This window comes from Pseudomonas sp. Leaf15 (assembly GCF_001421425.1).
Taxonomy (GTDB): Bacteria; Pseudomonadota; Gammaproteobacteria; order Pseudomonadales; family Pseudomonadaceae; genus Aquipseudomonas; species Aquipseudomonas salomonii.
On sequence record NZ_LMKI01000023.1, the window covers coordinates 322,055 to 335,452 of the forward strand.

The following is a 13,398-nucleotide window of genomic DNA, read 5'->3' on the forward strand; positions in this document are numbered from 1 at the left end:
TTTTATGCCGGTGCCGAAGTGCGGATCAGGTGATCAAAAGCACTCAGCGAAGCCTTCGCGCCCTCGCCTACCGCAATCACGATCTGCTTGTACGGCACGGTCGTTACGTCACCGGCGGCAAACACGCCCGGCAGCGAGGTCTCGCCACGCGCATCGACGATAATCTCGCCGCGCGGGGTCAATTCCACCGTGCCTTTGAGCCAGTCGGTGTTGGGCAACAAGCCGATCTGAACAAAGATGCCTTCCAGGTCGATGGTCTTGAACTCGCCGCTGTCACGATCCTTGTACGCCAGGCCGGTGACCTTCTGGCCATCGCCTTTGACTTCACTGGTCAGCGCACTGGTGATCACGTCCACGTTCGGCAGGCTGTGGAGCTTGCGCTGCAACACCGCATCGGCACGCAATTTGCTGTCGAACTCGAGCAAGGTAACGTGACTGACGATACCAGCCAGGTCAATGGCCGCTTCAACGCCGGAATTACCGCCGCCGATCACTGCCACACGCTTGCCCTTGAACAACGGGCCGTCGCAATGCGGGCAGAAGCACACGCCACGGGCCTTGTATTCCTGCTCGCCCGGCACACCCATTTCGCGCCAGCGGGCGCCGGTGGCCAGAATCACGGTTTTGGACTTGAGGGTCGCACCGCTTTCAAAGCGAATTTCGTGCAAGTCACCGGCGTTTTTGGCCGGCACCAGGCTGCTGGCACGTTGCAGGTTCATGATGTCCACGTCGTACTGACGCACATGGGCTTCCAACGCGCTGGCCAGTTTCGGCCCTTCGGTCTCCTGCACCGAGATAAAGTTTTCGATGGACATGGTGTCCAGCACCTGGCCGCCGAAGCGCTCAGCTGCAACGCCGGTGCGAATACCTTTACGTGCAGCGTAAATCGCAGCAGCAGAACCGGCCGGGCCACCGCCTACAACCAGCACATCAAAGGCATCTTTGGCGCTGATTTTCTCGGCAGCCTTTTCGATACCGCTGGTGTCGAGTTTGGCGAGGATTTCTTCCAGGCCCATGCGGCCCTGACCGAAGTTCACGCCATTGAGGTACACGCTGGGCACTGCCATGACCTGGCGCTCATCGACTTCAGCCTGGAACAGCGCGCCGTCGATGGCGACGTGGCGGATGTTCGGGTTAAGCACGGCCATCAGGTTCAGCGCCTGAACCACGTCAGGGCAGTTCTGGCACGACAGCGAAAAGTAGGTCTCGAAGCTGAACTCGCCTTTCAGGGCACGAATCTGTTCAATCACTTCGACACTGGCCTTCGACGGGTGGCCACCGACTTGCAGCAGGGCCAGCACCAGCGAAGTGAATTCATGGCCCATGGGGATGCCGGCAAAACGCAGGCTGATATCGGCACCCGGGCGGTTGATGGAGAACGACGGCTTGCGCGCATCATTGCCATCGGTGTTGAGGGTAATCAGCGTGGTGAGGCTGGTTACGTCCTGCAAAAGGGCAAGCATTTCCTGGGATTTCGCACCGTCGTCGAGGGAGGCGATGATCTCGATCGGCTGGGTGACCCGTTCCAGGTATGACTTCAACTGAGCTTTAAGATTGGCATCCAACATACGGGCGATTTCCTGTTAATTCGGTTTATTGCAGACAAAAAAACGCCCGAGCGAATCTCGCCCGGGCGTTTTGAGGGCGGTGCAGCTTACTTAAGGTGCGGCAATCCGCCCTTGATGTTTCACAGACTTAGATCTTGCCGACCAGGTCCAGGGACGGAGCCAGAGTAGCCTCGCCTTCTTTCCACTTGGCTGGGCAAACTTCGCCTGGGTGAGCAGCGACGTATTGAGCGGCTTTGATTTTGCGCAGCAGCTCGGAAGCGTCACGGCCAACGCCGCCGTCGTTCAGTTCAACGATCTTGATCTGACCTTCCGGGTTGATCACGAAAGTACCGCGGTCTGCCAGGCCAGCTTCTTCGATCAGTACGTCGAAGTTGCGGGAGATGGTCAGGGTTGGGTCGCCGATCATGGTGTACTGGATTTTGCCGATGGCTGGCGAAGTGTTGTGCCAGGCAGCGTGGGCAAAATGGGTGTCGGTGGAAACGCTGTAGATCTCGACGCCCAGTTTCTGGAATTCGGCGTAGTTGTCAGCCAGGTCTTCCAGTTCGGTTGGGCAAACGAAGGTGAAGTCGGCTGGGTAGAAGAAAACTACCGACCATTTGCCTTTCAGGTCAGCGTCAGTCACATCTACGAAGTTGCCGTTTTTGTAGGCGGTCGCTTTGAACGGTTTTACTTGGCTGTTGATGATAGGCATCGGTGACTCTCCGTCAGTGGTTGAGAAGTTGATGAGATGAATCCTACTCACTCTTTGCGTCGATGGCTCATTGGCAAACCTGATGCTGACGATTGGTTTTCCCTATCAGGTCTCTGTATTAATAGAAGAAATCTCAAAGCAGCGGTTGGGTCGCCAGGGTCATGCCCAAAAAGGGTGTCGCTTCAACATAGCGCATGGCGGATTTCATGTCGCTCCAGCCGACGTAACTCATCAGCGACTTCAAATCCCAGCCACTGCGGTGGGCCCATGTGGCAAAGCCACGGCGCAGTGAGTGGCTGGTGTATTGATCCGCAGGGATGCCCGCGCGCTCCAGGGCCTGGCGCAGCAGCGGGATCACGCTGTTGGGGTGCAAGCCCTCCTCGCCCAGGTTGCCCCAGCGGTCTACGCCACGGAACACCGGGCCGCGCACCAAGGCTGAGACGCTGAGCCATTCACTGTAAGCCTGCACGGGGCACAGGCGCAGCAGTGCCGGGGTCTGGTAGGTCTTGCCGAGGTTGTCGCGGTCACTTTTGCTGCGCGGCAGGTACAGGCTGATGCCAGCGCCGGGCACCGCTTGCACGTGTTCGATGTTCAGGCGGCACAGCTCGTCGCTGCGAAAGCCGCGCCAGAAGCCCAGCAGGATCAACGCGGTGTCGCGCTTGGCGCGCAGCAATCGCGGCTGATCCTGCGCCTCAATGGCCTGCCTGGCTTCAACCTCAAGGGAGGCCACCACTTGCTCAAGGTGCTTGAGCTGCAAAGGCTCGGCCTGCTTTTCCTGCGCCGGATGCACCGCCCGGATGCCCTTGAGCACCTTGCGCACCACCGGCGCCTTGGTCGGGTCCGGAAAACCCTGGCTGGTGTGCCACTGCGCCAGCGCCGAGAGCCGCAACTTCAAGGTGTTGACCGCCAGCACCCCGGCATGGGCCACCAGGTAGCGCGCCACGCTGTCGCTGGTGGCCGGCAGGAACCCGCCCCAGCTCACTTCAAAATGCTCGATCGCCGCGCGATAGCTGCGCCGCGTGTTGTCGCGGGTAGCGACGTTGAGGTAACGGTCCAGGTCGCTCATAAAAGGCCTATTCGTACTGCTGGCGGGTGCATTGACGGTTAATACCGCTATGACACGGGATAATACGCCAATATCCCATCTGTTAAATCATGAATTTAAACGGTATTTTATTCGTGATACAGTATGTATATACATACCACGTACCACAGTACCAAATCGACGGAGACCCCATGGCGCGCGGCGGCATAAACAAAGCAGTGGTTCAAACGGCACGCCTGGCGATCCTGGCCCGTGGCGAAAACCCCAGCATCGATGCGGTACGCATCGAGATGGGCAATACCGGCTCGAAAACCACGATTCATCGCTATTTGAAGGAGCTGGATGACAACGAAACCCGGCTGACGATCACCCAGGCGCCCATCGACGACGAGCTGGGCGAGTTGGTAGCGCGGCTGGCCCAACGCCTTAAAGACAAGGCCCAGGAGCCGATTGACTTGGCGCTGGCGCAATTCGAACAGCAAAAAGCCGCCCTGCTCGCCCAGGTGCAAGCGCTTGAAGAAGCCCACGGCCAGCTCAAGCAGCAATTTGATATCCAGGCCGCCGCACTCGCCGACGAAAGCGCCGCCTTGCAGACCGCCAGCACCAGCCTGCAAACCGAGCAAACCCGCAATGCGGGGCTCAGCCAGGCGTGCAGCGATTACGAGTTGCGCATCAACGACAAGGACGAGCAGATTCGCTCGCTGGAAGACAAGCACCTGCACGCCCGCGACGCACTTGAGCACTACCGCAATGCGGTCAAGGAGCAGCGCGAGCAGGAGCAACGGCGCCATGAAGGCCAGTTGCAGCAGGTGCAGGCCGAGCTGCGCCAGGCGCAACAAAGCGCCATGGTGCGTCAGGATGAGATCACTCAGCTGCATCGCGACAATGAACGACTGTTGATCGAGCACCGCGTGACCAGCAAGGAATTGACCGCCTTGCAGGAGCAATCACGCAAGGACCAGGCGCAACAGCAAACACTCAGCGAACAGCTTGGGCGGATAGACAGCGAACGCACCCTGCTTCAGGAGCGTTTGCGGGTTGCGGTCGAGGAAAGTCAAGCGCGCCAGGCGGCGCTGAGTGAGCAACAGCAGCTCAGCAAAACCCAGGAGCTGGACCTGATCAAGGCCCAGGCCAGTATCGAGGCATTGCGCCTGGCGGCCGTCGTTGCAACGCCGCCAGAGGCAACAACCGGCGCCTGATCAGCCCGCCACAGGCGTGCGCATGGTGACGAACTCTTCCGCCGCCGTAGGGTGCACGCCGATGGTTTCATCGAAATGCTGCTTGGTCGCGCCCGCCTTGAGCGCGATCGCCAAGCCCTGGACGATCTCACCCGCATCCGGCCCGACCATGTGGCAACCCAGGACTTTGTCGGTGTCGGCGTCGACCACCAGCTTCATCAAGGTTTTTTCCTGGCAATCGGTCAACGTCAGCTTCATCGGCCGGAAGCGGCTTTCGAAGATCTGCACGTTATGGCCGTTTTTCTTCGCGTCTTCTTCGCTCAGGCCCACGGTGCCGATATTCGGCAGGCTGAACACCGCGGTCGGGATCATCGCGTAATCCACCGGGCGGTATTGCTCAGGCTTGAACAGCCGACGCGCAACCGCCATGCCTTCGGCCAGCGCGACGGGCGTCAATTGCACCCGCCCGATCACATCACCAATCGCCAGGATCGAGGCTTCGGCGGTCTGGTACAGGTCGTCGACTTCGACAAAGCCACGCTCATCCAATTTGACGCCGGTGTTTTCCAGCCCCAGGTTGTCGAGCATCGGGCGGCGACCGGTGGCGTAGAACACGCAGTCGGCTTCGAGCACGCGACCGTCTTTGAGGGTGGCCTTGAGGCTGCCGTCGGCCTGCTTGTCGATGCGCTCGATATCGGCATTGAATTGCAGGTCGAGGCCGCGTTTGGTCAGCTCTTCCTTCAGGTGCGTGCGCACCGCGCCGTCAAACCCGCGCAGGAACAGGTCGCCGCGATACAGCAAGGTTGTCTGTGCGCCCAGGCCATGGAAGATGCCCGCAAACTCGACGGCGATGTAGCCACCGCCGACTACCAGCACACGCTTGGGCAGCTCTTTGAGGAAGAACGCCTCGTTGGAGCCTATGGCATGCTCACGCCCCGGGATCTCAGGGATCTGCGGCCAGCCGCCCGTCGCGATCAGGATGTGTTTGGCCGTAAAGCGCTCGCCATTGATCTCCACCTGGTGCGGATCAACCAAACGCGCGTGCCCTTCATGCAAGGTCACGCCGCTGTTGACCAGCAGGTTGCGGTAGATGCCATTGAGGCGGTTGATTTCGCGGTCTTTATTGGCGATCAGGGTCGCCCAGTCAAAGTTCGCCTCACCCAGTGACCAGCCGAAACCGCTGGCCTGCTCAAAGTCTTCGGCGAAATGCGCGCCGTACACCAGCAGTTTTTTCGGCACGCAGCCAACGTTCACGCATGTACCACCCAGGTAACGGCTTTCAGCTACCGCCACTTTTGCGCCAAAGCCTGCGGCAAAGCGCGCCGCGCGAACACCGCCGGAACCGGCGCCAATTACATACAGATCAAAATCGTAGGCCATTTCACTCTCCTCGGCAGCTCATCAGCATACCGACTTACATGGGGCTGAAAAACGAAAAAGCCACCCGAAGGTGGCTTTTTGGGCGAGCTACTGTGAATCAGTAAGCCTTACCGGTCTTGTAGAAGTGTTCGTAGCAGAAGTTGGTGGCCTCAATGTAGCCTTCAGCGCCACCGCAGTCGAAGCGACGGCCTTTGAATTTGTAGGCAATCACGCAGCCATCTTTGGCTTGCTTCAACAGGGCGTCGGTGATTTGAATCTCGCCGCCTTTGCCTGGCTCGGTTTCTTCGATCAGCTTGAAGATGTCCGGCGTCAGGATGTAACGACCGATGATCGCCAGGTTCGAAGGCGCATCTTCCGGCGCCGGTTTTTCAACCATGTCACGCACGCGAATCAGGCCATCACCGATGTCGTCGCCGGCGATCACGCCGTACTTGTTGGTTTCCTGAGGGTCGACCTCTTGAACCGCAACGATGGTGCAACGGTATTTCTGGTACAGCTTGACCATTTGGGTCAGTACGCCGTCGCCTTCCAGGTTGACGCACAGGTCGTCCGCCAGGACCACGGCGAACGGTTCGTCACCGATCAGCGGGCGGCCGGTGAGGATGGCGTGGCCAAGGCCTTTCATCTGGGTTTGACGGGTGTAGGAGAACGAGCACTCGTCGAGCAGTTTACGGATGCCGACCAGGTACTTTTCTTTGTCGGTGCCCTTGATCTGGTTTTCCAGCTCGTAGCTGATGTCGAAGTGGTCTTCCAGCGCGCGCTTACCACGGCCGGTAACGATGGAGATTTCGTTCAGGCCGGCATCCAGTGCCTCTTCGACGCCGTACTGAATCAGTGGCTTGTTCACCACCGGCAGCATCTCTTTGGGCATGGCTTTGGTCGCTGGCAAGAAGCGAGTGCCGTAACCGGCTGCTGGGAACAAGCATTTCTTGATCATATAAGTCCTTACAAAGGGCTGTGCGTACGGAATTCGGCGCAGTCTAATCAGGCCGCAGTCACCTTACAATGGGTCCTGCTGGCGTTGCGATGTCAACATAGAGAAAAAATGTGCGCGTAAGTTCCGCTGATCCTACGAAGAGCATTTACTCAGGACGCGACATAACCCGCCATCGCCCCTTTGCTTACGAGCGCCTCAATGGTTTTAGCACGCTTTTCGCCGCACGGCACTGACCTGCAACAACTTGCGCGCCCCAGGGCCAATTGGCGCTATCATTGCTCGCCTGAACCACACCACGAGATTGATAGATGTCAGAACCCAAAGGCGTAAACGGCTACCTGATCACCAAGCGAGCGGACGGCTGGCACCTGATCAACTTCCACGGCGACAGCGTCGCCGGGGTATTCGCGAGCGAAAGCATGGCCGTTGCGGTGGCTGAAGTGTTTGTGGATGAAGCCGGCCACGCGTCGAGCAAGCGCCCAAAAGATAAAAAGTAAGCGTCATTGCTTGCGCACAAAGCCCCGGTCGACGGGGCTTTTTTGTGTTTGTCTGTACCTTGATGGCCGTTCGCTATAATCTTGCTGAAAACGCCCCACGACAGTGTCTGCGCCCCACCTACACCCTCAACGACGACCCAACTCATGAACAAGATTCTGGCACTGACTGCGGCCCTGGCGCTGATGACCGGCTGCACCACCACGTCCGACACCTACCTGAAAAACGGTGAGCAAGGCCTGACCATCGACTGCTCGGGCGAGGCCAATTCGTGGGCCAGTTGCTACGAAAAAGCTGACGCTTCGTGTGCAGGCACCGGCTACCGCATCGTCGGCACCGAAGGCACGCCGGCACTCAAGGAAAGCGACAAGACCCTGGGTAAAGACGTGGGCAACTTCAAAAGCCGCAGCGTCGTGGTGGTGTGCAAGTAACCCTGCGCGCTACAGATGAACTTCGGCGAACTTGATCCCCAGGCCGCGCAAGGTCTCGATCAGGTCGTCCAGGCGCGGAAATGACTCAACCTCGTCCTGATCGTCAACCAGGAAGTAACTGCGACCGCCGCTCTTCTTGAAAAATACGATCCACTCGCCCAGGTCGGCGGGGTTCTGGATAACATGGGTGGCCGAAATATGGCCTTCGGCATGTCGGGCTTTGACGTGTTCTCGTTTCATGACGGGCTTTCCAGGAAGGACAAATGCCGCGCAAACCTAGGGTTTGAGCGGCATCTTTGCATTGAATGGCGCATTGAATGGCCGACAGTTTAACGGATGCCCTGCCCGATCAGCACGCCCTCTACCGTCTGACCGTAAAGATTGACCCCGTCATTGGCGTGGAACTTGACCCGGGTCTTCTCTATGGAGCCTTCAACCAGGCGTGGGTCCTGCGGTCGTTCGTGGCTGTTGACGTAGGCCGCCACATCCCACGCCTGCTGATCACTCAGGCTGCCACCCTTGCCCAGCGGCATATTGTGCTTGATGAACGAGGCAGCCGTGTTGATTCGGTGCATGCCGGCGCCCCAGTTGTAGGAATCCTTGCCCCACAGCGGCGGCATCACATAGCTGTCACCGACCTTTTGCCCCTGCCCTTCGCCGCCGTGGCACACCGCGCACTGGCCCTTATACACCTCGGCGCCCTGGGCCAGGTTGTAACCCTCGGCCGGTTGCGCCACGTCCGGGTAGCCGCGCCCCGCGAGCTCCACGCCCAGTGGCGCCTTGCTTGCCAACCAGTAGGAATAGACTGACAGTGCGGTAATCTCCGGGCTGTCGGCGGCCGGTGGCGTGCCGCCATTCATGCTGAACTGAAAGCAGCCCTGCAGGCGTTCGGCGAAGGTGTTGACCTTGTCGTTCTTCTTTCGATACGCCGGGTACATCGGGTACGCGCCCCACAGCGGCGCCGAGTTGGCCAGGCGGCCTTGATCCAGGTGGCAATTGCTGCAGTTGAGCCCGTTGCCGACAAACTGTGGCGCCAGGCGTTTGGTGTCGACGAACAAGGCGTAGCCCTGGCGCACCAGCTTGCCGTAGGCATTGTCGGGCAGCTCGCTTTCCTGTGGCGGCTGGAAGAGGTCGGCCGCCGCGGGCTTGGCCGATGGTTGCAATTGGGACTGGTCTTCCATGGCAATCGGTGCCGCGTGGGCAGGCAGTGCAACCAGCAAGCCGAGTACAGCCGCTAACGTGAAGGGCTTCATGGCTTGGCCTCCTGCTTCAACCCTGCGAAATACTGAGCCACGCCCTGCACTTCTTCTGCTGTCAGGGACTTGGCGATATGGCCCATCAAGTCGCTGGGGTCATTGTGACGGCTGCCGTTCTGCCAGGCCATCAACTGCGCCGCCAGGTACGCGGCTGGCTGGCCCGCCAGCGGTGGGAACGCATCACCTACACCGACACCGGCAGGCCCATGGCAGCTGACGCACGCGGGAATCTGACGTTCCCAGGCGCCCTGCAGTGCAAGCTTTTGCGCGGCACCTACAGGCATATCGCTGCGATACGCCGTCGCCACGCCCGGAAACGGCATCGCCGCCACCGCCTCACTGACCGCCGTCACTTCATCTTCAGTCAGCGCCTTGGCCAACGGTTGCATTACCGGATTACTGCGCGCCCCACTGCTGAAGTCCGCCAACTGTTTGCGCACATACTCGGCCGGCAACCCTGCCAGCCTGGGGAAACCGGCGGCAGCCAGGCCCAGCCCATCGGCACCGTGGCACGCCACACAGGGCATGGCGCCCGGCTGTGAACCGCCTTCGGTAAAGACCTTTTTTCCCTCCAGCGCGTGGGCATTGCCCACTAGCAATAGCAACGCGCTGCCTATCAACAGTCGCTCCAGAAACATCATCACGGCTCCTTCCTTATAGTTATATGCTTAGACTACAAACGCATAAGCCTACAAATAGTAGGGCAATGATCCTCAGGCGACAACACTTCAATAGACGCAAAAAAAAGCCTGACGCTGCAACGGCAGGGTCAGGCTTTTTTATCGGGTTCAGTACGCGGATAAACCAGAGGCTCAGCCGGAGATGCAATCCTCCCCGGCTTTCTTGATGTCGCCTGGGCGAATCGGCACATTTGACATGCTTTCATAGAGCTTGATACTGCTGCCGCTGGAGCGATCTTCGATCTCGAAGATCGCCGAAGGGTCGGCCGAGAATTTCTGCGGCACAATGACCTGTACACCGTCCTTATGCGGCTCAATCTGCGGCGGCCGGCGCGTCGCTTCCAGTTTTCGGACCACACACGCGGCATATTCAGGCGGTTTTTTGCCTGAAATAACCACTAGGGTTGGCGGGGTCTGCTTGATATCTGCAACCGAAGCACATCCACCCAACGCCAAGGCCAGAACCAACACACTCCACTTCATACTTAAACCTCCGATAAAGACCCTACGACAGCGTAGAGAGAAAATTTCTCCCGCCAATGTAGGATTTATCTCTGAAAACTCGGGAAATAACTGTTTTAAATTGTCGAAGTCGTCGACGACGACCCGATAATAATCGCGTCAGGGCTGATAAACTCTATCTTAACCTACGTATCATTCTGATTTTTCAGAAAAAGCCCTTCTGGAGACACCCCCATGAAATTCATCCACCAGCGCGAGCACCTCAACGAGGGCGACATCGTTGTCATCGAATGCTCGCAGACCTGCAACATTCGCCTGATGAGCGATGCCAATTTCCGCAGTTTCAAGAACGGCGGCCGCCACACTTACCATGGCGGCGCGTTTGACAAATTCCCGGCGAAAATCACCGCACCCAGCACCGGGTTCTGGAACATTACCCTGGATGTGGTCACGCGCCGCGCCATCAGCGTGACCCGCAAACCTGCGTTGTCCCACAAGATTCGCATCGTTCGCCGCACCAGCACCAAACTGAGCTGAGCCGAACCCTCGACAGGAAAACCGCTGTGACTAAATACGTTATGAAGTACAAGCTCAATGGCGAACGTCGCTTTGAATTCGCCCTGCTGCCATCGGGAAGCGTTGAAGAAGCCAAGGAAGCCCTGGCAAAAATCCACGATGCCACCGATGAAATCACCGACATCACCGTGAGCAAGGCGCTGTAACCCATGCCAGGCCCGACGGCTGACCTGTTCGCTGAGGATGCCTTGCAGCAACCGGCGGGGCGCGAGCAAATTGGTGACGAGTCCTACGTACTCAGGGGCTTCGCCCTGCCCTGGATTGACCGCCTGCTGCCCGAGTTGCGACGGGTGTTGGCCCAATCGCCGTTCCGGCAAATGGTCACGCCCGGCGGCTTCACCATGTCGGCAGCGCTGAGCAGCTGCGGCGCATTGGGTTGGACCACCGACAGCGCCGGCTACCGCTACAGCCCGATTGACCCACGCAGCCAGCAGCCCTGGCCGGCCATGCCCGAGACCTTGCGTGAACTGGCCACGCTTGCCGCAGCCGAAGCCGGCTTCAGCGCGTTTGCCCCGGACGCCTGCCTGATCAACCGCTATGTGCCAGGCGCCAAGATGTCCCTGCATCAGGATAAAAACGAACGTGTCTATAACGCCCCTGTGGTTTCAATCTCCCTGGGTTTGCCGGCTATATTCCTGTTTGGCGGCCACGAGCGCAGCGACAAAACCCAGAAAGTTTCACTGTTCCACGGCGACGTGGTGGTCTGGGGTGGCGTCGATCGCTTGCGTTTTCATGGGGTGATGCCCATCAAGGAAGGCGTGCATGCGGTCATGGGCCCGCAACGCATCAACCTGACCTTTCGCACCGCCGGCTAATTTGACCGCAAGCTTCAGAGTGTCGGCCATCAGCAACGCGGTTAATCTGGCTTTGATCCGTCAAGAGTGCAGGCCATGACCACCGAACAAGACCCACGCTGGGCCGCTATCGTCGCCCGCGATGCCAAGGCCGACGCCTTGTTTGTCTACGGCGTTAAAACCACCGGCGTGTATGGCCGCCCCAGCAGCGCCTCGCGGTTGCCACGCCCGGAAAACATCGAGTTCTTCGACACCCCGGCACAAGCTGAAGCGGCGGGTTATCGCCCGAGCAAGCGCGCGGCCGGCGACCAGACGCAATTGGCGGCCCACCACGCCCAACGGGTGGCCGAGGCGTGCCGGCAGATTGAGCAAGCCGAAACCCCGCCCAGCCTGGAAGCACTCGCCCATGGCGCCGGGCTAAGCGCATTCCATTTTCACCGCGTATTCAAAGCGGTGACCGGGCTGACACCCAAGGCCTACGCCAGCGCCTTGCGTTCGCGCAAAGTCCGCCACAGCCTCAAGGGCGAGCATTCGGTGACGGATGCGTTGTATGACGCGGGTTTTAATTCCAACAGCCGCTTTTATGAATCCGCCAATCAACTGCTCGGCATGAAGCCCAGCGACTACAAAGCCGGCGGCACCAACAGCACGATTTTGTTTGCCGTGGGCCAATGCTCGCTGGGGGCGATTCTGGTGGCGCAAAGCCAACGAGGTGTGTGTGCGATTTTATTGGGCGATGACCCGGACGCCCTGCTGCGCGACCTGCAAGACCAGTTCCCCAAAGCCGAACTGGTCGGCGCAGATCATGAATTCGAACAGTTGATCGCCCAGGTCGTGGGCTTTATCGAAGCCCCTGCCCTGGGTTTGAATTTACCCCTGGATTTGCGCGGCACCGCCTTTCAGGAACGGGTGTGGCAAGCACTGCGCGACATCCCGGTGGGCAGCACCGCCAGCTACGCGCAGATAGCTGCGCAGATCGGCGCGCCCAAGTCGTTTCGCGCGGTGGCCCAGGCCTGTGGCGCCAACAGCCTGGCGGTGGCGATACCCTGCCACCGCGTGGTGCGCAGTGATGGAGAGCTGTCGGGCTACCGCTGGGGCGTAGAGCGCAAACGGCAACTGCTGGAGCGCGAACAGTCGGTGAAACCCTAGGGAATACCGGTATAGACACCGGCTGTTATCTGATCGCTTGCAGCGCCCTTGCCGTTAAAGCCCCAGTTTTCGTTTACGGAATTCGGCCACCTTATGCCGATTGCCACACAAGGCCATGCTGCACCAGCGGCGCTTGTGAGCCTTGGTCCGGTCGTAAAACCACAGGATGCATTCCGGATGCTCGCAGCGGCGAATCAGGTTGAAGTCGCCGGCCACCAATAAATTAGCCGCGGCTTCGGCAATCGGCGACAAAAATTGCTCGGCGGTCTGCACTTTGCGTTGGCGCTCCAATTGCGGCGCGCCGGTTGCCGGCCAAAGCAACTGCGGGTGGCTCACCGCCTTGCGCAAAAAGCCATTGAGGGCCGCCGGGTTGCCCGCCTGGCCCTGCTTGCGTGCGGCGACCAATTCACGAATCACCTCACGCAGCTCCCGCGCGGCGCGCAGCAACGCGCCGTCATCAAATACCGGAATGCCGCCCGCCTCGGCCCACTGCAAACGCACCAGCCAACGCTGCACGTCCGCGTCCGCCTGCCAGAAATCCCACGGCACGCCGTCGATAGTCGCCAGGGTATTGAGCATGTCCAACACCGGCTCATCGGCCAGGACATAAGGTTCGAGTGGTGCAACTGAGGGCGTAGAGATGGCCATGGTGAATCCTCTTGATCACGACACAATCGTAACCGTTATTTCCATTTCTGTGTAGTTACACCAGGCAGATTTATAACCGGTATAAATCATTTGACAGGTTACTTTTTT

Annotated in this window: 17 protein-coding genes; 7 read left to right on the forward strand and 10 right to left on the reverse strand. The window is 59.3% G+C overall.

The annotated features are described in order from the left end of the window. Nucleotides 1-2: 2 nt before the first annotated feature. From ahpF to ASE80_RS17685, 3 genes are all read right to left on the reverse strand, one after another. Nucleotides 3-1,568, reverse strand: coding sequence for an alkyl hydroperoxide reductase subunit F (gene ahpF, locus ASE80_RS17675; RefSeq protein WP_056860068.1), 1,566 nt, complete (start codon nucleotides 1,566-1,568; stop codon nucleotides 3-5). A 127-nt stretch (nucleotides 1,569-1,695) separates the two neighbouring features. Then, a complete protein-coding gene (gene ahpC / locus ASE80_RS17680) occupies nucleotides 1,696-2,259 on the reverse strand; it encodes an alkyl hydroperoxide reductase subunit C (RefSeq protein WP_003173835.1) in 564 nt (187 codons plus the stop codon). A gap of 133 nt (nucleotides 2,260-2,392) precedes the next feature. Next, entirely contained in the window at nucleotides 2,393-3,325 is a 933-nt protein-coding gene (locus ASE80_RS17685) for a site-specific integrase (RefSeq protein WP_056860069.1), read from the reverse strand. 170 nt (nucleotides 3,326-3,495) lie between these two features. Here ASE80_RS17685 and ASE80_RS17690 point away from each other — a divergent pair, with 170 nt between their 5' ends. Further along, nucleotides 3,496-4,503 carry a DNA-binding protein gene (locus tag ASE80_RS17690; protein WP_056860070.1) on the forward strand — a complete coding sequence of 336 codons (1,008 nt, stop codon included), beginning with the start codon at nucleotides 3,496-3,498 and terminating at the stop codon, nucleotides 4,501-4,503. Here the strand turns inward: ASE80_RS17690 and gorA are convergent, their stop codons facing one another. Next, the gene (gorA, locus tag ASE80_RS17695) at nucleotides 4,504-5,862 is read right to left on the reverse strand and encodes a glutathione-disulfide reductase (protein WP_056860071.1); all 1,359 of its coding nucleotides are present in this window, start codon (nucleotides 5,860-5,862) and stop codon (nucleotides 4,504-4,506) included. Nucleotides 5,863-5,959: 97 nt separating this feature from the next. Beyond that, the gene (galU, locus tag ASE80_RS17700; RefSeq protein ID WP_003212579.1) at nucleotides 5,960-6,799 is read right to left on the reverse strand and encodes a UTP--glucose-1-phosphate uridylyltransferase GalU; all 840 of its coding nucleotides are present in this window, start codon (nucleotides 6,797-6,799) and stop codon (nucleotides 5,960-5,962) included. Nucleotides 6,800-7,107: 308 nt separating this feature from the next. Between galU and ASE80_RS17705 the strand changes: the two genes are divergently transcribed. Together ASE80_RS17705 and ASE80_RS17710 are read left to right on the forward strand one after the other, a co-directional pair. Further along, nucleotides 7,108-7,296: a hypothetical protein gene (locus tag ASE80_RS17705; RefSeq protein WP_017135493.1), complete on the forward strand. Its 189-nt coding sequence runs from the start codon at nucleotides 7,108-7,110 to the stop codon at nucleotides 7,294-7,296. 144 nt (nucleotides 7,297-7,440) lie between these two features. Next, the gene (locus ASE80_RS17710; protein ID WP_017135492.1) at nucleotides 7,441-7,725 is read left to right on the forward strand and encodes a hypothetical protein; all 285 of its coding nucleotides are present in this window, start codon (nucleotides 7,441-7,443) and stop codon (nucleotides 7,723-7,725) included. Nucleotides 7,726-7,734: 9 nt separating this feature from the next. On the opposite strand, the gene ASE80_RS17715 is transcribed toward ASE80_RS17710, so the two are convergent. The 4 genes from ASE80_RS17715 to ASE80_RS17730 form a co-directional block, all read right to left on the reverse strand. Further along, entirely contained in the window at nucleotides 7,735-7,965 is a 231-nt protein-coding gene (locus ASE80_RS17715; RefSeq protein WP_056860072.1) for a hypothetical protein, read from the reverse strand. Between the two features lie 89 nt (nucleotides 7,966-8,054). Beyond that, entirely contained in the window at nucleotides 8,055-8,978 is a 924-nt protein-coding gene (locus ASE80_RS17720; RefSeq protein ID WP_056860073.1) for a c-type cytochrome, read from the reverse strand. Further along, nucleotides 8,975-9,622, reverse strand: a complete 648-nt coding sequence (locus tag ASE80_RS17725; protein WP_056860074.1) for a c-type cytochrome — start codon at nucleotides 9,620-9,622, stop codon at nucleotides 8,975-8,977. Before ASE80_RS17725 ends, ASE80_RS17720 begins: the two co-directional genes overlap by 4 nt. 171 nt (nucleotides 9,623-9,793) lie before the next feature. Beyond that, nucleotides 9,794-10,144 carry a hypothetical protein gene (locus ASE80_RS17730; protein ID WP_056860075.1) on the reverse strand — a complete coding sequence of 117 codons (351 nt, stop codon included), beginning with the start codon at nucleotides 10,142-10,144 and terminating at the stop codon, nucleotides 9,794-9,796. A 213-nt stretch (nucleotides 10,145-10,357) separates the two neighbouring features. Between ASE80_RS17730 and ASE80_RS17735 the strand changes: the two genes are divergently transcribed. From ASE80_RS17735 to ada, 4 genes are all read left to right on the forward strand, one after another. Then, nucleotides 10,358-10,660, forward strand: coding sequence for a DUF1883 domain-containing protein (locus tag ASE80_RS17735; RefSeq protein WP_003173824.1), 303 nt, complete (start codon nucleotides 10,358-10,360; stop codon nucleotides 10,658-10,660). A 26-nt stretch (nucleotides 10,661-10,686) separates the two neighbouring features. Then, nucleotides 10,687-10,845 carry a hypothetical protein gene (locus tag ASE80_RS30815; RefSeq protein WP_156376419.1) on the forward strand — a complete coding sequence of 53 codons (159 nt, stop codon included), beginning with the start codon at nucleotides 10,687-10,689 and terminating at the stop codon, nucleotides 10,843-10,845. 3 nt (nucleotides 10,846-10,848) lie between these two features. After that, the gene (gene alkB / locus ASE80_RS17740) at nucleotides 10,849-11,514 is read left to right on the forward strand and encodes a DNA oxidative demethylase AlkB (RefSeq protein ID WP_056860076.1); all 666 of its coding nucleotides are present in this window, start codon (nucleotides 10,849-10,851) and stop codon (nucleotides 11,512-11,514) included. Nucleotides 11,515-11,589: 75 nt separating this feature from the next. Further along, the gene (gene ada / locus ASE80_RS17745; protein WP_056860077.1) at nucleotides 11,590-12,642 is read left to right on the forward strand and encodes a bifunctional DNA-binding transcriptional regulator/O6-methylguanine-DNA methyltransferase Ada; all 1,053 of its coding nucleotides are present in this window, start codon (nucleotides 11,590-11,592) and stop codon (nucleotides 12,640-12,642) included. A gap of 54 nt (nucleotides 12,643-12,696) precedes the next feature. Here the strand turns inward: ada and ASE80_RS17750 are convergent, their stop codons facing one another. Continuing rightward, a complete protein-coding gene (locus ASE80_RS17750; RefSeq protein WP_056860078.1) occupies nucleotides 12,697-13,290 on the reverse strand; it encodes a CGNR zinc finger domain-containing protein in 594 nt (197 codons plus the stop codon). Nucleotides 13,291-13,398 lie beyond the last annotated feature (108 nt).